Genomic DNA, 17,500 nt, shown 5'->3' with positions numbered 1-17,500 from the left:
ATGCGTAACCAAAAAGACGACAGAACCTTAGACATCTTCTCTGTTCCGCAGCCTGTGCTTTCTATACCAGGCCTTGGCAACTACGGCGCTCAGGTCAGCGAGCTTGTGAGCGAAGTCCTCAAAGAGTCTGATCTAGACCGCTATGAGATTGCGGCTCGCATGTCCCGCCTCTCTGGCGACGACGTAAGTAAGAACATGTTAGACGCTTGGTCGAGTCCTGCCCGTACAGATCACAACCTTCCTCTATATAGAGCAGCGTTGCTGGAAGAAGTTTGTGCAAGCCATGTCCTGACTAATTGGCAGGTACACCTGCGCGGTGGCCGTGTTGCATACGGACGCGAGGCTTTGGACGCGGAGATCGGACGGCTATCGCGCGTGGCGCACGATGCAACGCGAAAAGTCCGTGACCTGAAAAAAATGCTCGGTGACGACCATGCGTAGTTGGTACTCGCCCCAAGAGCTGGCTGGGCTGCCCAGCATGCCAGGCACGGTGCAGGGTATCCGTAAGCTTGCCTTGCGTGAGTGCTGGGAAGGTCAGCGACGTCTTGGCAGCAAGGCCACTGAATATGCATTTGCTGTCTTGCCGAAGGAAACCCAAGCTGCGCTCATAACAGCGGCTGTCGTCAGTAATACACCTGAGCCAGCAGTTGATTCACACATAGTAATAGCCGGGCGTGACTCAGAAAAAGCGTCACGCTTGAACGACTCACAGTCTTCTGTAATGACTGCGCGCCTTGCGTTCGTGCGTGAAATCGAACGCATGAGCAAGGTAGTCAGCCAAAACCGCGCCATTCTTACCCTGGTTGGGTTGGCGAAAACCGGCGACCTCAGTCCGTATCTGAATGACCGAGTAATCCGCGCCAACGACCGCAAGACCGAAGACCGCACCCTGTCTGAGCGCACCCTCAAGCGTTGGCTGGCGGACTACCGCGCCCACGGCGAAATAGGCCTGGCTCCGGCCCGTCGTCAAAAAGACATGAGCGTCCCGTCCTGGGCGCAAGCATTCCTCAAGCACTACCAACGCCCGCAGAAACCAAGCGTTGAAGCCGCTTATGAACAGTTCAAGCAATTGCACCAGAACATCAATTCCAGTGTTTGCCCCAGCATTCACGCGGTACGCCGCTGGCTGAAAAAACTCAGCCCGTCGGTGCGTGAGCATGGGCGCATGGGTCCGCACGAACTGAACGCCTTAAAAGCCTATAACCGCCGTCAGGCCGACATGCTCTGGCCGAATGACGTGTGGGTGGCTGACGGCCACACCTTTGACGCCGAAGTGATCAATCCATTGACGGGGCAGATTTTCCGCCCGGAAATCACCATGGTCATTGATTGGGGCACCCGCCGTATCGTCGGTTTCTCCGTCAACCTGGCCGAGTCAACCCTAGCCACATTGGACACCTTACGTGACGGCGTAAGTCGTTGCGGCATGTACAAGGTGTTTTACGTGGACAACGGCAGCGGCTTTGACAACGCCGTTGTTTATGAGGTCAACGACCGCCTGGGCGGCACTATCACGCACTCGCTGCCCTACAACTCCCAGGCTCGCGGCGTAATTGAGCGCCCCCATAAAACCATTCTGGTTCGGCTCGCCAAGACGTTCGACAGTTACATCGGCGCCGACATGGATAAAGAGGCCGCTACCAAGACCCACAAGCTGTCCCGTAAACAGCTCGCCCTGGGTATCGCGCCGACAGTTGTGCCTGAATTTTCGGTGTTCTTCGCGGCCCTGCAAGAAGCACTCGATGACTACAACCGCCGCCCACATCGCGGTCTGCCGAAATTCCGCGACCTTGCGACCATGCGCAAGCGCCACCAAAGCCCAATGGAGTCTTGGAAGTCGGCAGAGGCCGAGGGCTGGGAACCATTGTTGGCTGACAGCAACATCGTCGAGAGCCTGACCCGGCCACAGGTCGAGCGCACCGTTCACCGTTGCCAGGTGCAATGGAACAGCGGCACCTACTTCCTTAAAGACCTGGACGGTTTCCACGGGGAACAGGTCCGCGTGGCCTATGACTTCCGTGACGCCAGCCGTGTTTGGGTCCACTCCCTGGAGGGCGATCTGATCGGCGAGGCGCTGCTCGACGGCAACGCTAGCCCTGCCATGCCGAAAACAATGCTGGAAAAAGCCAGCGAGAAGCGCGAGCGCGGCCAGTTGTCCCGCTTGGTCAAAAAAGCCAAAACCATTACCGGGCAAGACGTGGAAATGCGCGTCATTGCTTCGCAGTCGAGCCAGTACGACCTGTCGCCTGACCAACTCGCCGAGGCCCAGCGCTTCGCTCAATTGGCTGCACCGCAGGCCTCGGCCTTTGAATTGCCAGCCGACCCAACCGCCCGATACCGCCTCTGGCTCCTGATCGATGGCCGCATCACTAGCGGCGAATCGCCGACGGCCGAGGAAATGCAGTGGCATGCCCGCTACCCGCAACACCCGGACTTCAAATCCATTCAGCAAATGTTCGCGTTCGCCGACCAGGCCCGCGCTTAACCCAAGACCTTTAGGAGTCGAATTATGAGTGTTACCAAGATTGTTCCCCTGACAAATGTCGGCCTGTTGTCTGCCGCCATTGCCCGTGCCCATGCACGCCCTGCGGGGTTGCCTGGGCTAGTGGTGATGTATGGCGCGAGTGGGCTGGGTAAAAGCGTTGGTGCGGCCTTCGCAGCCAACCAGCACCGTGCCTATTACGTCGAGTGTCGCGACACCTGGAGCAAAAAAGCCTTTCTGCAAGCCATCCTGCGCGAGATGGGTATCGCACCTGGTCTGACTCTGTCGGTGATGGTTGATCAGGTTGCCGAGCAACTGTCCCGCAGTGGTCGCCCCCTGCTAATAGACGACGTGCAATACCTGCTGGAAAAGGCCGTCGCCAACGTGTTGACCGACATCTATAACGCCAGTCAGGGCACCATTGTGCTGATCGGGGAAGAACGTGTGCCGGGTAGCCTGGCCAAACTGGAGCGCCTGCATAACCGGGTGTTGGAGTGGGTGCCCGCTCAACCCGCGACCCTCGACGATCTGCGCGCCCTGGCCCAGGCCAGCTATCCGAAACTGAGTTTTGCCGATGACCTGCTGGAAGATCTGCGCGTCAAGGTGCGCGGCTGCCTGCGTCGTGTCGCTGTCAATCTCTACAAGGTTTATAGCGAAACCCAAGCCATGTGCATCGACAGCATCGACCTCGCTGGCTGGGGCTCACGGGGCTGGTTTACCGGCGAGGCTCCTGTACGGAGGGGCGCGTGATGGCTGGCGGTCGTGGTCGTAAATCCATTGATCTGGAAATGCGCGGCAGCAAAAGCAATCGCCAGCGCATCTGGGAAGCCATCCGTGCAGGCCGTGACGGCTTCAAAATTGCCGAAATTACCCAGCGTTCCAAAACAGACCGAACTGTCGTCAATACCTACGTGCAGTCGCTGATACGTGGTGACTTTGTCGAGGTAGTTTCCGGTGAGCTGTTTAAAGCGCAAACACTGCGGTTGATCAAGGACGTAGGTGCTGAAGCCCCTTCCCTCACCAAGGAAGGCAAACCAAGCAATTCGGGCAAAGGCACCGAAGCAATGTGGCGCACGCTGCGCATTCTTGGGGAACTGGACGCCAACGAGTTAGCGGCCCAGGCCTCAACCGTAACGCCGACAACTGTCTCAACCGCTGGCTCTTATCTGGTTTGGCTCAAGCGTGCGGGCTATGTGATTGAGGTTCAGCCCGGCAGCCAGAAACAAAAGGCTCGCTATCGCTTGGCCCCTGGCAAATACACCGGACCCCGTCCGCCGATGATTCAGAAAATCGGGCAGGTGTTTGACCCGAACCTGGGCAAGGTCGTGTTCCGTCAGCCTGCACCTGCGGAGGCTGACCTATGAACGTCAACCTGTCCGCTTGGGGTAGCGAAGCGCCGCTGTTCGTGCGCCTGCTTGCCGCCGAGGTCGCAGCCACCAACAAAACCAAGGCCAGCCAGCGCATTGGTATGAGCCGCACGGCCGTCAGTCTGATTCTATCCAACCGCTACGCATCCCCCAGCACTGCGGGCGTGGAGCGGCGTGTGATGGAAACCCTGGGCCGTATTGAATGCGTCGCTCTGGACGAGACCATCACCTCTGACCAGTGCCAAAGCTACCGCGAAAAACCGGCACCGACTCACAACCCGCAGGCGATGCAGCACTGGCGCGCCTGCCAACACTGCCCAATCAACCCCGACTGCTGCAACCAGGAGAACGCCCATGCTCGCCTCCACTAACCGCACGCCATTGAAAGTCCTGACCCCGACCCTGGCAGACCGTCTGCGGGTGTTTAACGCCGCCGCCCGCAATTTGCAGGCGCATGGCATCCGCGTGCAGGCGTTTCACCCTGCAAACAATCTCCTGGTGATCACTCCCGAATCAGGTCAGCGCCTGATCAACCTCGGCCATACCGACGGCTACCAACGCCACGGCACGGCCGGCAGCACTCGTTACAACGTGCAGTTTCAGGGCGTGACCCTGGAATGGCGCGAACCCATTAGCGCCGCCCGTCCTGCTGACTGGTCGCGCCCGACTCTCCACTGAGGAACCTTGCAATGACACAACAACAAACCATTCCCGAAGGCTACCGCGTTGACGCTCAAAAGCGGCTGATTCCCGAAATTCTGATCAAGCCTATCGACCTGGAACGTGACGCCCTGGTTCTCGCACTGGTTGAAAAAGCCCGAGCAGCCAGCGCCGTACTGTCGCAGTTCAAAGCGGCGGCATTTGGCGATATCGAAGCCTTCGTCGAGTTGAGCGCCGAGCAGTACGGGGCTCAGATCGGCGGCAAGAAGGGCAATGTCAGCCTGATTAGTTTTGATGGTCGCTACAAGATCATGCGCGCCGTCCAGGAAAGCATCGCCTTCGACGAACGCCTCCAGGCAGCGCGGGCATTGATTGATGAATGCCTACGCGACTGGACCACCGGGGCACGCCCCGAAATTGTCACGCTGGTGAATGACGCCTTTCGGACTGACCAGAAAGGCGACATTCGCACGGCCCGTGTGTTGGCGTTGCGCCGTATGGAAATCACAGATGAACGCTGGCAGAGCGCCATGCAGGCCATTGGTGACGCCTGTCAGGTGGTTGGCTCCAAGTCCTACATCCGTGTGTATCAGCGTGTTGGTGATACTGACCAGTACGAAGCTATCAGCCTCGATATCGCGGGAGTTTGAAATGAAAAAAACCATCACCGCCTATTGTTTTTCATCCGGCCATATCGACTTCGGCGTCACCCTCCCAGAGGGTGCCATTGCGCTAGCCACCGGCGAAGAAAAAATGGTCCGCGACATCCTCACCGCGTGCGCTCGATTATCTCGACTGGACAACGAAACGCTCTTTGTTCCCGGTGTTCCTGAGGCACAAAACCCGCGTGAAGGTATGACCGCCGTGGCGCGCTTTATCCAGTGGCTGGGTAAACGCAACCAATCAGGTTTCAGAGCATCGGGGGCCTGACCATGCAGCGCTATCACGACACCCGCAGCGATCCTCTGCCCATTCACTCGCCGCAACACGATGTTGAACGCGCCAACCTCGACCGCCTGACTGAGCAATTTTTGGGACGCGGCGGAAAAATTCAGAAGGTAGGCCACCAGATGAGCAGCGCCCCTGCGACCTTCACTATTAACCCAGAGCGGACACCGGTCTATGCCCACTTGTTTGTCTCTGTGGCCGCAACTTCGCCCTCTGTATCTGCCGAGCTTGAGGAAGTCGTGCCGGATACCCGCAAGCACGCCACGTTGATCATGGCAGATGCAGCACTGGGCAACTCACCCAAGTGGATCGCACGTAAGCACCACATGACCGAAAAGTACGTGCGCCAGGTGGCTCGCGACTACCACATCAATTTCCACACTCAACGATAGGAAGCCCCATGGCAAAGATCACAATCACCCTGGAGGACCGCACCGAAGGCAACGGCAAGCCCTCCGTCACCGTCGATATGACAGGCGTACCGACCAGCCCCCTGGGCGCACCCCGGCAGACGGAAGCCGTGCGACTTTCCAACAAGCTATTCGACCTGGTCGCCAGCGAAAAGATGTTGGGTGCCATTCCTGCCTGCCGCTGGCAACCGAGCACCACGACCCTTCAATAAGCGAAACCGTCCCGGCTTGCTGGGGGCGGTCTGCCAGGCGTGGTTGCCTGGTACTGATGAGCAGCCGAGGAAGACATGGATCACAGCAAAGCCTTAGACAAGATCAAAAAACTGCTGCGCCTGGCAGCAAGCGACAACCCGCACGAAGCCGCCGCTGCCATGCGCCAGGCCCGTGCCTTGATGGAAAAGTATCGCTTAGAAGAATCGGATATCCAGCTATCCGAAGTCTACGAATGTGCCGCCCGTAGTGGTTCAAAGATGACCCCGCCGCAATGGGAAGCCAACCTGGTTGGAGCCGTTACTCAAGCCTACGCCTGCAAAGTCCTGTTCATGGCTGGTATCGGTGAGTGGCGTTTTATCGGCGAACTGGCGGAGTTGGCCAGCTACACCATGACGCTATTGCTGCGCCAGGTTCGGCAGTCTCGACGCGACTTTATCAACACTCAGTTGAAGCGTTGCAAGACCGCGACCAAGACGAAGCGCGCCGACGTGTTCTGTGCGGCCTGGGTATCGGCGGTACGAAAGCAGGTCATGGCTTTTGCCGGTAACGATGAACCATCCCCGGCGACTTCGGCGTACATGCTCAAGCATCACGCAGAAACGGAAAAGCTCGGCTGTCGCGACCGCAACGCCAGCAAGGGCAATGGCGTGCGTGCGATGACCGACGCCCTGCACGGCATTCTTGCAGCGGGTGATGTGCGCTTAAACCATGGGGTTAACGGTCAGGAACAGCTTGCCCTGCACTAAGCGAAACCGTCCCGACTTGCTGGGGCGGTCTGCCGGACGTGGTTGTCCGGTACTGATGAGCAGCCACCCATGACAGACGAATCACCCACACAGCGCAAAACCCGCCTGGCTCGCGAGCGTAAACGCGCCCAGCGCAAGCGCGACAAGGATAAGCGCCTGGCTATGGGCGCTAGCAAACTCAAGATGGAAATCTATAGCGGCACCAGGAGCGAAGTGGAACAGATCCGCAGCGCCGGGGCGTTCGATGAAACAGAACATGCGCTCACCATGGCTATTCATGGTGTCGCCGCACTGTCCCGAAACGACCCGGCCGCGTTCCAGGCCCTGATCAAAGGAGGAAGACAATGAGCACGCGAAACATGCAACTGAGCAAAATCCATATCGCCAAAAAAGATCTGGGGCTAGATGACGAAACCTACCGCGCCTTACTGGTCCGTGTGGCTGGTGTGCGTTCGGCCAAAGACCTGACTCCACGCCAGACCGGCGCAGTACTAGCCGAGTTCGCCCGGTTGGGCTGGGCGTCAGCACCGGCTAAAAAGCATGGCCGCAAAACGCCGAAACCTGCGCCAGACCGGGAGAAGCTGGTGGGTAAAATTAAGGCCTTTCTCGCCGAGGCGAAACGCTCCTGGGCGTATGCCGATGGTATGGCCTTGCGCATGTTCAAGGTTGAGCGCGTTGAATGGCTCGACCCTGGACAACTGCAAAAACTGGTTGCGGCATTGACCTACGATGCCCGCCGACACGGGAGGCCTGAGCGATGAACGAAGAACTGTTCCCGGATGACATTGATCAACTGGACGCCAAGAAAGTACTGGCGAACATGCAAGACCCTACGGTTATATCCCGCTGGGAGGGCTCATTGCGTGAAATGGTGGAAATCGCCGAGGCCAAGCTCCTGGTCGAGATCAAACCGGGTGTGGAAGCCGCGGAATTGGCTCGGCATGTTGTTTTTGCGATTTGCTCCGTGATGGGGGGGCGAGTGGTGTACTTGCCACGCGGGGATGCACTCAAACGGGCGCTACGCGATGCCATGATTTATCGGGACTGGAAGGATAACGACATTAAGATCCCGGACCTGGTCAGCAAGTACGACCTTGCGAACCAGACCATTTATGACATCATTCGCCGACAACGGGCGCTGCATCGCAAGAACGAGCCTGACCTATTTGGATTTGACGAAGGGACGATGCACTGATGAAAGGACTAGCCGCAATCAGCACTATGGCATTGCTCATCGGCTTTACCGGATGCTGCCTTGCCGCTAATCCGGGAAGCGTTTCAATTGAACAAGCGACTACAGAGGCTTTAGAAAATCGTGAGTTTGCAAATGTCCTACGGGCTCATGCTCAACAGGCGTGCATGATAAAAGACAGGCAAAAACAGTCTGCTGTCATGCAGGTGATTAACGAACGACTTAAAGAGCAACCGACAAATAATTTGACGTACAGTGCTCGATTTGTTCATTCCAGTTGCAGACAGATGCTTCTCAATGTGTCTTTCATTAATGGTGCTTGCCTTAGCAAGCCACCTACACAGCATGAGATTGATTATTCAAATAGAGTCTGGAAAGAAGACTCACTGAGTTGTGATGCTGAGATTGCAAATCCAGATCTGACACGCGCTGAACCAGTTAAAGAGCAGACAGAAGCGGAGTGGGAGGCGGAAAGAAAGAAAGAAGGCGTATCCGATGAGGACATTGCTTTTATGAAGAAAATTCGCAGTTCGTAAGTCTCCATCCCCGCCACCGAGCGGGGTTTTTCTTAAACCCCGCTGATACTCAACCAATACCTTCTATACGCGAAGCTGGCACCGTTCCCTCAACGGCAGGTTCGCGCTATGCATTCCGCTCCCCCCAAAGTTTCCCGGCCCCAACGGCCGCGCCAGTTCGCCCAGCTTATTCAAGCCGCAGGTGATGATGCAGCGCGTGCGGTGCTGTGGGCCAAGGTTCCGGCCGACTGGCGGGAGTTGGTGCAGTCGCATATCTCACAAGCCGAAGCCCGCACCGAGCAACACGTCCGGGAACAGGAAAAGTTACGCCCCCCTGTAAGAACCATCACACCAACCTTTGCCGAATACCAAGCCCCCACCTACGTGCGCGGCAATGCCTCTGTGGCCGCTCAACAACTGGCCGCACTGCGTGCCACCATGCATTCACCGCGAGTATCCCAATGACTAGCACCGTATCGAAACGGAAACCCCGCACGCCTCGCATGACCTTTTGGGCGTTGATCACCATCGCCTTGCTGTTCTGTCTGGCAATTGTCGCCCCAACCAAATTGCCCGTTGTCCTCTATAAATGTGGCCTGGTCACACTGGGTTGTGTGTTGGGCTATTGGCTCGACCGGGCTCTGTTCCCCTATGCACGACCAGATACGGTCCCCGCTTGCGACCGCCCCATGGCGGGCATCCGCCGCGCCCTGGTCGTACTGGGCTGCGTCCTTGGCCTGACGCTGGGGCTTTAACGATGCGACAACATCTACTCAACCTTGCGGCGGCTTGCCTGGTATTGCTCGTAGTTGTGAGCGCTTGCTCAACAGCCAGAGCCGAAATCCCAGACCAGGCCGAACGCTACCGCCGCGACCTAACCCGTATCGCCCAAGCCGAATGGGGCTTGGACGCCCCGGTGTCCACCTCCGCCGCCCAGATCCACCAGGAAAGCCGCTGGAGGTTCGACGCCCGGTCGCCCGTCGGTGCGCAAGGCTTGGGCCAAGTGATGCCCTCGACCGCCACCTGGCTCGCAGGGCTGTTCCCCAAAGCCCTTGGCAAGGTCGAGCCGTATAACCCGGTTTGGTCCATGCAAGCGCTTGTCAGCTATGACCGTTGGCTGGCGAACCGCATCCAGGCGCGTGGCCCCTGCGAACAAGGGGCGCTGATCCTTTCTGCCTACAACGGCGGTTTGGGCTGGGTCATCAAAGATCGCAAGTTGGCATCGGCTAAAGGGGCCGATCCGCTGACCTGGTTCAACTCTGTCGAGCGGTTCAACAACGGCCGCTCGGCCGCTGCATTCAAGGAAAACCGCCAATACCCGCGCCTGATCCTCCTGCGCTGGGAAGCCCTGTATGTCGCTGATGGCTGGGGCCAGGGGGTCTGCCAATGAAAAGCCTGTTTGACCTGGTCAAGCCGCTGCTCTGGTACGTGGCTGTTATCAGCGTCGTGGTGTACGGCTTTCACTTGAACCGCCAGGACGGCTACGACGAAGGCTACAGCCTGGCTAAGTCCGAAGGGGAAACCGCTGTAGAGGTTCTGCGTAAAGAACACGCCGTGGAAAAGCAGCTCGCCGCCGATGCAGATCTGGCGCGGCTACGCATCGAGCAAGGCAAAAATAATCAACTGGTTAGCCAGCTTGCAGACACCAAAGAAACCCTGCGTCAGACCACTGACCGACTCACAGGAGATGTTGCCCGTGTTACCAAACTCTATCGCCGCGCCTTGGATGCGAAGCCTGAGCCACTGCCTGCTGCTGTGTTCACTACTGGCTTTGTCCGCGTGTGGAACGCCGCAAACGGTATTACCCCCAGTTCCGCAATGCCAACCCCGAACGGCTCCGGCCGAACTCCTGCGCCTGCCAGCGGAACCGGAAACGCTGACGACCTCGACTCAGGCGTCACCCAGGAACAACTCCTGACCAACCAGGTACGCAATGGCGAGCTGTATGGAATCTGCCGGGCGCAGCTCAAAGACCTGATCAATTGGACCCGCAATGAAAGCAAGTGACTACGCCAGCGTCCTGGAAGCCCTGCACAACGAAAGCGCTTTAGCGACTCATTTGGCACAGCAAGAAATTTTGATCGGCCCCTCGGCCGAGTTCTGCCAGGTGGCTGATTGCGACATGCCGATACCCGAAGAACGGCGCCAAGCCATCCCCGGTGTGCAGCGTTGCGCGCAGTGCCAAACCCGTCGCGAAAGGAGCAAGCACTAATGGCGACACTCGAAATGCCGGTGTGGCAAATGATCAGTATCGCCGTGACCATCCTCGGCGCATTTGTCGGCGTTATGAAAATGCTCCTGGTGCAAATGGAACGGCGCCTGGATCAACGCTTTGCCGTGGTGGACAAGGACAGTGAGCGCCTGCGCGAGATGGAGATCGGCATGGAGCGCCTGCGTGGCGAGATGCCTTTGCACTACGTCCGCCGAGAAGACTGGGCACGCAATCAATCCATTATCGAAGCCAAGCTCGACGGCCTGGCACTCAAGTTAGAAAACGTTCAGCTCAAAGGACTACGCCCATGAACATTGATCCAGCCAAGGCCCGCCGGGAATCCCTGCGTTGGTACATCATCCTTACCCTCAACACATCGCGCCCCGTTGACCCCCACGAAGCGGTGGTGCTGTCGACCATCCAGGGCATCTTCCCCGATGCCACCAGCCTGGAACTACGGCGCGAACTGGACTACCTGGCCGACCGCAGCCTGACAACCCTGAAGAAACAGTCTAGCGGTGCGTGGATCTGCGGATTGACCCACTACGGTGTCGACGTGGCCGAGTACACCATCGACTGCAATCCTGGTATTGCCCGCCCAGAAAAATACTGGAGCTGACGCCATGCCCCCGCGCAGCAAAGTCGCCAGTCTGCCCAAGTCAGTTAAAAACTGGCTCGACAAAGCCTTGGCCGAAAACAACTTCAGCGATTACGAAGCCCTGGCTAACGAGCTGTCGACCCAGGGTTTTTCAATCAGCAAGTCTGCGCTGCATCGTTATGGTCAGGACTTCGAGTCCAAACTCTCGGCCTTGAAAATGGCAAGCGAACAGGCTCGCGCCGTGGTGGCCGCTGCGCCGGATGAAGAAGGCGCGGTCAACGAAGCGTTGATGCGCCTGGTCCAGGAGCACCTATTCAAATTGCTGATGACTGATGGTGATCAGATGGACTTGCCGAAGGTAGCCAAAGCTGTGGCCGAGCTGGGCAAGGCTTCGGTGGTGCAGAAGAAATGGCAAGCCGAGTGGCGGGAGAAGGTCGAAACAGCAGCGGCTCGCGTTGATAAAATTGCCAAGAAAGGTGGGATGACTCAGGCAACGGCCGACGAAATCCGCCGCGAGATTCTGGGGATGGCATCGTGAGCCTCCCCCTTATCCTGGACAGCACCGCCACCTTGCTCGCACCGGCCGTGCTACTCGACTATCAGAAGGAATGGATCGGTATCCGCGCCCCGCTCAAGGTGGGCGAGAAGTCCCGGCGTATTGGCCTCACCTGGGCCGAAGCAGCAGATAACGTCCTGGTGGCAGCCTCAGAAAAATCGGCGGGCGGCCAGACGGTCTACTACCTGGGCTACAACCAGGACATGACAGTCGAATATATCCAGGCCTGCGCCATGTGGGCGCGGGCCTACAACTACGCGGCCGAGCAAATAGAAGAAGGCATTTGGCCCGATAGCGACCCCGACAAACACATCAAAACCTACACCATCGCGTTTCCCAGCGGCCACCGCATCGTGGCGCTGACCAGCCGACCATCCAACCTGCGCGGCCGCCAGGGTGTTGTGGTGATCGACGAAGCTGCATTCCATGCGGACTTGGCCGAGTTGCTGAAAGCGGCCATGGCTCTTCTGATTTGGGGTGGTGAAGTCCATGTGATCAGCACCCACGATGGAACCGAAAATCCCTTTAATGACCTGGTCAACGAGATTCGGGCAGGCAAGCGCAATGGCGAAGTGTTCCGCTGCACGTTCGGTGAAGCGGTAGCTGACGGGCTGTACAAACGTGTCTGCTTGCGTAAGGGAATTGAGTACAGGCTTGAGGACGAACTTGCCTGGGTGAAGGATGTATACGGATTCTACGGCGATGCAGCCGACGAGGAACTGGACTGCGTGCCGTCCCAAGGCGGCGGTGCCTTTCTCAGTATGGCCCTGGTCGAGCAGCGTAGTAACCGTAACGTGCCGGTTCTGCGCCTGGCCTATCCGCAGGGTTATGAAACCATCGCTGAACATCTGCGCCTGGCCGAGTCCCTGGAATGGTGCGAAGAGCATTTGCTCCCGCTTCTGTCAGCCATTCCACTGGACGTGCAAAGTTTTTACGGTATGGACTTCGGACGCTCTGGCGACCTCTCAGTCTTCTGGCCGTTGCTCAAGGAACAGAACCTACGCAAACGCACACCCTTTGTGGTTGAGCTGCGTAACGTCCCATTCAAGCAGCAACTGCAAATCAAGTTTTACATCATTCGTCGCTTACCCAATTTCCTCAATGGCGCCGATGACGCCAGAGGCAACGGTTCGCAATTATCGGAAGACACTGCCGTTGAGTTCGGTTTTAACCGTATTGAGCGGGTGATGCTCACCGAAGGTTGGTATCGCGACAACATGCCGCCGTTCAAGGCTGCCCTTGAAGACGACACCTTCTACGACATCCCGGCCGACAAGGACGTGGTTAGCGACGTGCGCGCCTTTCGGATGGTCAAGGGCGTGGCCCGTATTCCAGAAAAGCGCACCAACGAGAAAGGCGAAAAGTCCGGCCCCAAGCGCCATGGCGACGCGGGTATCGCTGCTGTGTTGGCCGACTACGCCTCTCGCCAGGAAGTCGAGATCATCGAATATCACCGAGTCCTGCCCGCGTCCCAGCATGATCGCGAGATCCAGATCGGCGCCGGCTGGCGCTCCACTAAAGGCATTTGGTAATGGCTCAATCCAAAATCGTGGACCAATACGGTCGCCCGATCCAATACGACAAGCTCACCGAAGAACTGGCCGCAGCCCGCACCACCGGCATTCGCCAAGTTTGGCACCAGTCGGTAGCCAGCGGTCTGACGCCTGGTCGTCTTGCCGCCATCCTGCAAGCCGCCGCCGAAGGGTCGGCCCATGACTACCTGACCCTTGCCGAGGAGATGGAAGAACGGGATCTGCATTACGCCTCGGTGTTAGGCACACGTAAGTTGGCGGTGTCTGGCCTTGCTATCCGGGTAGAAGCTGCCAGCGACGACGCCGAGGACGTAAGGCGCGCCGACCAACTCAAGGAAATTGTGGAGTCTCCAGAGTTCGGGGAACTGCAAGCCGACCTCACCGATGCCATGGGCAAGGGCTATGCCGTCTCCGAAATCATGTGGGACCGTAGCGGCAAGACCTGGAACCCATCGCGCTTTGAACCACGGGATCAGCGGTTTTTCCAGTTCGACCGCGACACCGGCCGGGAGCTGCGCCTGCTCGATGAGGCCGATATGGTCAATGGCATTGCCTTGACGCCGTACAAGTTCATTGTCCACCTGCCGCGCATCCGTTCGGGCTTGCCGATCAGGGGTGGTCTGGCGCGTTTGGCGGCGGTTGGCTACATGTGCAAAGCCTGGACCTGGAAGGACTGGATGGGCTTCGCGGATATCTTCGGCATGCCTATGCGTGTGGGCCGCTATGGTCCAGGCGCGAGCAAAGACGATATCAATACCCTGATGTCAGCCGTAGCCAACCTGGGCAGCGATGCAGCAGCGGTGATCCCGGACAGCATGCGTATCGACTTCACCCAGGCGGCGAACGTAACCGGCGCAGGCGACTTCTTTAAAGGCCTCGCCGAGTGGTGGGACAAGCAGATCAGCAAAGCGGTGGTCGGCCAGACCATGTCCACCGATGACGGCTCTAGCCAGGCCCAGGCAACGATCCATAACGAAGTCCGCCTGGATCTGTTGCAAGCTGACGCCAAGGCCGAATCGAACACTTTGAACCGCTACTTTGTGCGGCCCTGGTGCGAACTGAACTTTGCACCTGGTCGGCCATATCCCCGGTTAATCATTGATGTACCGAAGCCAGAAAACACCAAAATCCTGATCGAGGCGCTAAAGGAACTGGTGCCTCTAGGTTTGAAGGCCGAGCAATCAGTTATACGCGACAAGCTCAATATCCCGGCACCGGCCGCAGGTGCCGATCTGCTCGGTATAGCTGCGCCAGTCGCTGCACCAGTACTGGCGCAGGCGACCAATAGCGAGCAAGTGCCCAAAAAACCGATAGCGATACCGGACATCGTGGACAACCAGGTGCAGACGTTGGAGCGAACAGCCGGGACATATCTGGATGATATGGTCGACCAGGTCAAGGAGCTGCTCGACTCCGTCAGCAGCCTGGAAGAGTTCCGGGATAGGTTGATAGAGACCTATCCAACTATGACCACCAATCAACTGGCCGACGCCATGGCCGATGGAATGATGGCGGCTAGTTTGGCTGGACGTAATGATATTTTGAGAGGGTTATAACAGTGGCCGTCTCTCATGGCTCATTGCCATTCAAAGAGCAGATCGACTACTTCCGCAACAAAGTTAATCTGCCAACTCGCTCCTGGACGGATATCTATACCACTGAACATGACTATGCCTTTGTTGTAGCCGGTGCAGTAAAAAGAGATCTGCTGACCGACTTGCGGGGCGCTGTAGAGAAGTCTATCGCCAGCGGAACCACCCTGGAACAGTTCAGAAAAGATTTCGACCAGGTAGTCGGCAAACATGGCTGGCAGTACAACGGCGGTCGTGGATGGCGCACTAATGTCATTTGGGAAACAAACTTGCGGCAGTCCTATAACGCCGGGCGCGAAGCGCAGATGGCTGATCCTGAACTGCGCAAGCGTCGCCCATATGCTGTTTATCGCCACGGCGACAGCGCTCACCCTCGGCCGATGCACTTGTCCTGGAACGGTACAACCCTCCCGCTTGATGATCCGTGGTGGGCAACCCATACCCCGCAAAATGGTTGGGGCTGCAAGTGCAAAAAGTTCATGGTCTCAGCCAGAGATGTAGAGCGGATGGGGCTTACAGTTGGCTCGGCGCCCGCCATCGAGTGGGAAGACAGGGTCATTGGCAAGAACAGCCCCGAAGGACCGCGAACTGTTCGTGTGCCAAAGGGAATTGACCCAGGCTTCGAATATGCACCAGGTCAGTCGAAACTTTCCGGCGCGGTCCCTCCTTTGCGGGCACATGATCCACTGCCTGAAATTGAGGGCAAGCCCGCCAGCGCTCACGCGGCAGGCCTGCCTAATCGCCGCGCTAGCGATGCACTGCCAGCACCACGCTCCGTTCCTGCCAGTCAGTTGCTGCCATCGGGTTTGACCGACGATGTATACGTGGATCGCTTCCTGGCCGAGTTCGGTGCCAAACAAAGCGCGCCAGCATTGTTCAAGGATGTGACCGGTGACTCTGTGGTGATTGGTCGCGATATGTTCACAGTCAAGCGCACAGGGGCCTTGAAGGTACAAAAGCGTGGCCGCGAGCGCACGCTACTTCTTGTTGCTCAGGCATTGCGAGAACCTGATGAAATTTGGGTTCGCTTGGAATGGCTCTATGCACAGCAAAAAGCGGTAGTTCGCCGCCGTTACCTTGCGCGCTTTGAAGTCGAGGGCAACCCAGCACCTGCGCTTGCTGTGTTTGAAGTAGGCGATGATGGCTGGGATGGCGTAACGGGCTTTGTTGCTGACAGCGAAGACTACCTGGATGATCTGCGCCTCGGCGTTAGGTTGTATCGCCGCCCCCAATAAAAAGCCCCGACGCTGTCACGCCGGGGCCGCCCCGGATGTAGGCATGGAGGCCCTGACAGGGGCTGCTCATCCGATGGGATGTACTGATAGTAGGAGAGAACCGTGGCAGGTGCAATGCTCGATGTCACCTTAGATACCAGCCAGGTCGGCAAGGTCCTGGACGATTTGGCCGACCGCCTGGGCGACCTGACAACCCCGCTCAATGACATAGGTGAATACCTTCAGATATCCACCGATGAGCGGTTTAGACAGAAGGTGGCCCCGGATGGCTCGCCCTGGGCGCCACTCTCGCCCGTCACCCTCGCCAGAAAGAAAGGCCCCGGAATCCTGCGAGAGAAAGGCACGCTCCAGGACACGCTGCGCAAACAAGTCACCAGCACGGAGCTGGCCTTCGGTACAGACCGTCCCTATGGCGCGGTCCACCAGTTTGGGCAGAGGAAAGGAGCGTCAGGTAAGACAGGTAAAGGTCAGTCTATTCCCTGGGGTGACATCCCGGCGCGGGAGTATCTGGGCCTTTCGGCAGACGACGAAACAGAGGTGCTATTGATCATTCAAGAGTACCTGTTGGAGCCAGTAACAGACTGATCCCGCCAAATCCCACAGGCGAGGCGAACTCGTCTCACGGGTACATCCGCCGCTTGTGGTGGGGCGATTGTGCGTTAGACCTGCGTTAGATTGGCTGGAGGCCCCATGTACAGGCTATGACAGTGAGACGATTTTTCCGGGTCGTGTATAGAATGACGCCTTCGCAGCAAATAGCTAAGCAAGGAAGGTAAAATGGAGTGGTTCACCCTTGAGGCGTTTTTTACGCTTCTGAAAGACAATGTGGTTCCATTGGGGATGTTCGGCGCCGCCGTTACTTTCATGTGGGGTGTTGGCCGGTATGTTTTTGAGAAGGGTCGAGAAGCGCGCCTACGAGAATTTGAGACATACCACGGACTAATACGCGACCTGGTGAAACCTCAAGATCTAGGCGACATAATGTATGTTGACCGGCAATGCGCGGTAATCTTCGAACTTAGATTTTATCCACGATATGACCCACAAACACTAAGAATGCTCAGTCATCTGCTTACCAATGACGCTTGGGTCAAGCATTCAAGATTGCGGAGCGAGTTAACAGTTGGCGCATCTTTTCTAGAGAAGAGAATTAAGTCATTGCGCATGAGACTTCTTAGAAAACTCAAACCATTTTCCTTTTTCAAGGAGTAGCTTTTAGCTACTCCTTCTCCCGAAAGTCTT

Annotated in this window: 28 protein-coding genes and 2 other RNA genes; all 30 read left to right on the top strand. The window is 57.6% G+C overall.

Annotated features, from left to right (window positions below):
- The 30 genes from KL786_RS22285 (at position 1) to KL786_RS22140 (ending at position 17,470) form a co-directional block, all read left to right on the top strand.
- Positions 1–441, top strand: a complete 441-nt coding sequence (locus KL786_RS22285) for a hypothetical protein (RefSeq protein WP_092235964.1) — start codon at positions 1–3, stop codon at positions 439–441.
- On the top strand, positions 434–2,485 hold the full coding sequence (locus KL786_RS22280; protein ID WP_092235962.1) for a Mu transposase C-terminal domain-containing protein: 2,052 nt from the start codon (positions 434–436) through the stop codon (positions 2,483–2,485). Before KL786_RS22285 ends, KL786_RS22280 begins: the two co-directional genes overlap by 8 nt.
- A 24-nt stretch (positions 2,486–2,509) precedes the next feature.
- Positions 2,510–3,232 (top strand): AAA family ATPase, encoded by a 723-nt coding sequence (locus tag KL786_RS22275; RefSeq protein WP_092235959.1) that lies wholly within the window; start codon positions 2,510–2,512, stop codon positions 3,230–3,232.
- Positions 3,232–3,846, top strand: coding sequence for a hypothetical protein (locus KL786_RS22270; RefSeq protein WP_092235956.1), 615 nt, complete (start codon positions 3,232–3,234; stop codon positions 3,844–3,846). The genes KL786_RS22275 and KL786_RS22270 overlap by 1 nt, the downstream gene beginning before the upstream one ends.
- A complete protein-coding gene (locus tag KL786_RS22265; protein WP_092235953.1) occupies positions 3,843–4,220 on the top strand; it encodes a hypothetical protein in 378 nt (125 codons plus the stop codon). Before KL786_RS22270 ends, KL786_RS22265 begins: the two co-directional genes overlap by 4 nt.
- Positions 4,204–4,527 (top strand): hypothetical protein, encoded by a 324-nt coding sequence (locus tag KL786_RS22260; protein ID WP_092235950.1) that lies wholly within the window; start codon positions 4,204–4,206, stop codon positions 4,525–4,527. Before KL786_RS22265 ends, KL786_RS22260 begins: the two co-directional genes overlap by 17 nt.
- Before the next feature lie 11 nt (positions 4,528–4,538).
- Positions 4,539–5,159 (top strand): DUF3164 family protein, encoded by a 621-nt coding sequence (locus KL786_RS22255; RefSeq protein ID WP_092235947.1) that lies wholly within the window; start codon positions 4,539–4,541, stop codon positions 5,157–5,159.
- A gap of 1 nt (position 5,160) precedes the next feature.
- Positions 5,161–5,439: a host nuclease inhibitor protein gene (locus KL786_RS22250; protein WP_092235944.1), complete on the top strand. Its 279-nt coding sequence runs from the start codon at positions 5,161–5,163 to the stop codon at positions 5,437–5,439.
- Between the two features lie 2 nt (positions 5,440–5,441).
- Positions 5,442–5,849, top strand: a complete 408-nt coding sequence (locus tag KL786_RS22245; RefSeq protein WP_092235941.1) for a hypothetical protein — start codon at positions 5,442–5,444, stop codon at positions 5,847–5,849.
- Between the two features lie 8 nt (positions 5,850–5,857).
- Positions 5,858–6,079, top strand: a complete 222-nt coding sequence (locus tag KL786_RS22240; RefSeq protein WP_092235938.1) for a hypothetical protein — start codon at positions 5,858–5,860, stop codon at positions 6,077–6,079.
- Positions 6,078–6,149: hammerhead ribozyme type II (locus KL786_RS22235), an RNA gene on the top strand. The genes KL786_RS22240 and KL786_RS22235 overlap by 2 nt, the downstream gene beginning before the upstream one ends.
- Before the next feature lie 5 nt (positions 6,150–6,154).
- On the top strand, positions 6,155–6,826 hold the full coding sequence (locus KL786_RS22230; protein ID WP_092235935.1) for a DUF2786 domain-containing protein: 672 nt from the start codon (positions 6,155–6,157) through the stop codon (positions 6,824–6,826).
- An RNA gene (locus KL786_RS22225) (hammerhead ribozyme type II) lies at positions 6,825–6,895 on the top strand. The genes KL786_RS22230 and KL786_RS22225 overlap by 2 nt, the downstream gene beginning before the upstream one ends.
- On the top strand, positions 6,896–7,174 hold the full coding sequence (locus KL786_RS22220; protein ID WP_092235932.1) for a hypothetical protein: 279 nt from the start codon (positions 6,896–6,898) through the stop codon (positions 7,172–7,174).
- Positions 7,171–7,587 carry a gp16 family protein gene (locus tag KL786_RS22215; protein WP_092235929.1) on the top strand — a complete coding sequence of 139 codons (417 nt, stop codon included), beginning with the start codon at positions 7,171–7,173 and terminating at the stop codon, positions 7,585–7,587. The genes KL786_RS22220 and KL786_RS22215 overlap by 4 nt, the downstream gene beginning before the upstream one ends.
- Positions 7,584–8,021, top strand: coding sequence for a Mor transcription activator family protein (locus KL786_RS22210; RefSeq protein ID WP_092235926.1), 438 nt, complete (start codon positions 7,584–7,586; stop codon positions 8,019–8,021). Before KL786_RS22215 ends, KL786_RS22210 begins: the two co-directional genes overlap by 4 nt.
- The gene (locus tag KL786_RS22205; protein ID WP_092235923.1) at positions 8,021–8,554 is read left to right on the top strand and encodes a hypothetical protein; all 534 of its coding nucleotides are present in this window, start codon (positions 8,021–8,023) and stop codon (positions 8,552–8,554) included. Before KL786_RS22210 ends, KL786_RS22205 begins: the two co-directional genes overlap by 1 nt.
- Before the next feature lie 108 nt (positions 8,555–8,662).
- Positions 8,663–8,998, top strand: coding sequence for a hypothetical protein (locus KL786_RS22200; protein ID WP_092235918.1), 336 nt, complete (start codon positions 8,663–8,665; stop codon positions 8,996–8,998).
- A 38-nt stretch (positions 8,999–9,036) separates the two neighbouring features.
- Positions 9,037–9,288: a putative holin gene (locus tag KL786_RS22195; RefSeq protein WP_092235914.1), complete on the top strand. Its 252-nt coding sequence runs from the start codon at positions 9,037–9,039 to the stop codon at positions 9,286–9,288.
- A gap of 2 nt (positions 9,289–9,290) precedes the next feature.
- The gene (locus KL786_RS22190) at positions 9,291–9,923 is read left to right on the top strand and encodes a transglycosylase SLT domain-containing protein (protein ID WP_215518979.1); all 633 of its coding nucleotides are present in this window, start codon (positions 9,291–9,293) and stop codon (positions 9,921–9,923) included.
- Entirely contained in the window at positions 9,920–10,540 is a 621-nt protein-coding gene (locus KL786_RS22185; protein ID WP_092235911.1) for a DNA-packaging protein, read from the top strand. Before KL786_RS22190 ends, KL786_RS22185 begins: the two co-directional genes overlap by 4 nt.
- Complete coding sequence (locus tag KL786_RS22180; protein ID WP_092235908.1) at positions 10,527–10,745, top strand: TraR/DksA C4-type zinc finger protein; 219 nt, start codon at positions 10,527–10,529, stop codon at positions 10,743–10,745. The genes KL786_RS22185 and KL786_RS22180 overlap by 14 nt, the downstream gene beginning before the upstream one ends.
- On the top strand, positions 10,745–11,056 hold the full coding sequence (locus KL786_RS22175) for a hypothetical protein (protein WP_092235906.1): 312 nt from the start codon (positions 10,745–10,747) through the stop codon (positions 11,054–11,056). The genes KL786_RS22180 and KL786_RS22175 overlap by 1 nt, the downstream gene beginning before the upstream one ends.
- Positions 11,053–11,364: a hypothetical protein gene (locus KL786_RS22170; protein WP_092235904.1), complete on the top strand. Its 312-nt coding sequence runs from the start codon at positions 11,053–11,055 to the stop codon at positions 11,362–11,364. The genes KL786_RS22175 and KL786_RS22170 overlap by 4 nt, the downstream gene beginning before the upstream one ends.
- 4 nt (positions 11,365–11,368) lie before the next feature.
- Positions 11,369–11,881 carry a DUF3486 family protein gene (locus KL786_RS22165; protein WP_092235901.1) on the top strand — a complete coding sequence of 171 codons (513 nt, stop codon included), beginning with the start codon at positions 11,369–11,371 and terminating at the stop codon, positions 11,879–11,881.
- A complete protein-coding gene (locus KL786_RS22160; RefSeq protein ID WP_092235899.1) occupies positions 11,878–13,431 on the top strand; it encodes a hypothetical protein in 1,554 nt (517 codons plus the stop codon). The genes KL786_RS22165 and KL786_RS22160 overlap by 4 nt, the downstream gene beginning before the upstream one ends.
- Entirely contained in the window at positions 13,431–14,987 is a 1,557-nt protein-coding gene (locus tag KL786_RS22155) for a DUF935 domain-containing protein (RefSeq protein WP_092235896.1), read from the top strand. The genes KL786_RS22160 and KL786_RS22155 overlap by 1 nt, the downstream gene beginning before the upstream one ends.
- 2 nt (positions 14,988–14,989) lie before the next feature.
- The gene (locus KL786_RS22150) at positions 14,990–16,258 is read left to right on the top strand and encodes a PBECR2 nuclease fold domain-containing protein (RefSeq protein WP_092235893.1); all 1,269 of its coding nucleotides are present in this window, start codon (positions 14,990–14,992) and stop codon (positions 16,256–16,258) included.
- A 102-nt stretch (positions 16,259–16,360) separates the two neighbouring features.
- A complete protein-coding gene (locus tag KL786_RS22145; protein WP_092235890.1) occupies positions 16,361–16,843 on the top strand; it encodes a phage virion morphogenesis protein in 483 nt (160 codons plus the stop codon).
- A 192-nt stretch (positions 16,844–17,035) separates the two neighbouring features.
- Positions 17,036–17,470, top strand: a complete 435-nt coding sequence (locus KL786_RS22140) for a hypothetical protein (protein ID WP_092235887.1) — start codon at positions 17,036–17,038, stop codon at positions 17,468–17,470.
- Positions 17,471–17,500 lie beyond the last annotated feature (30 nt).

The organism is Pseudomonas sp. TAE6080 (assembly GCF_018732265.1).
In the GTDB taxonomy this organism is placed as follows: Bacteria; Pseudomonadota; Gammaproteobacteria; order Pseudomonadales; family Pseudomonadaceae; genus Aquipseudomonas; species Aquipseudomonas brenneri.
The sequence above is the reverse complement of the archived record's forward strand: the minus strand, read 5'-3'. Positions and strand labels throughout refer to the sequence as shown.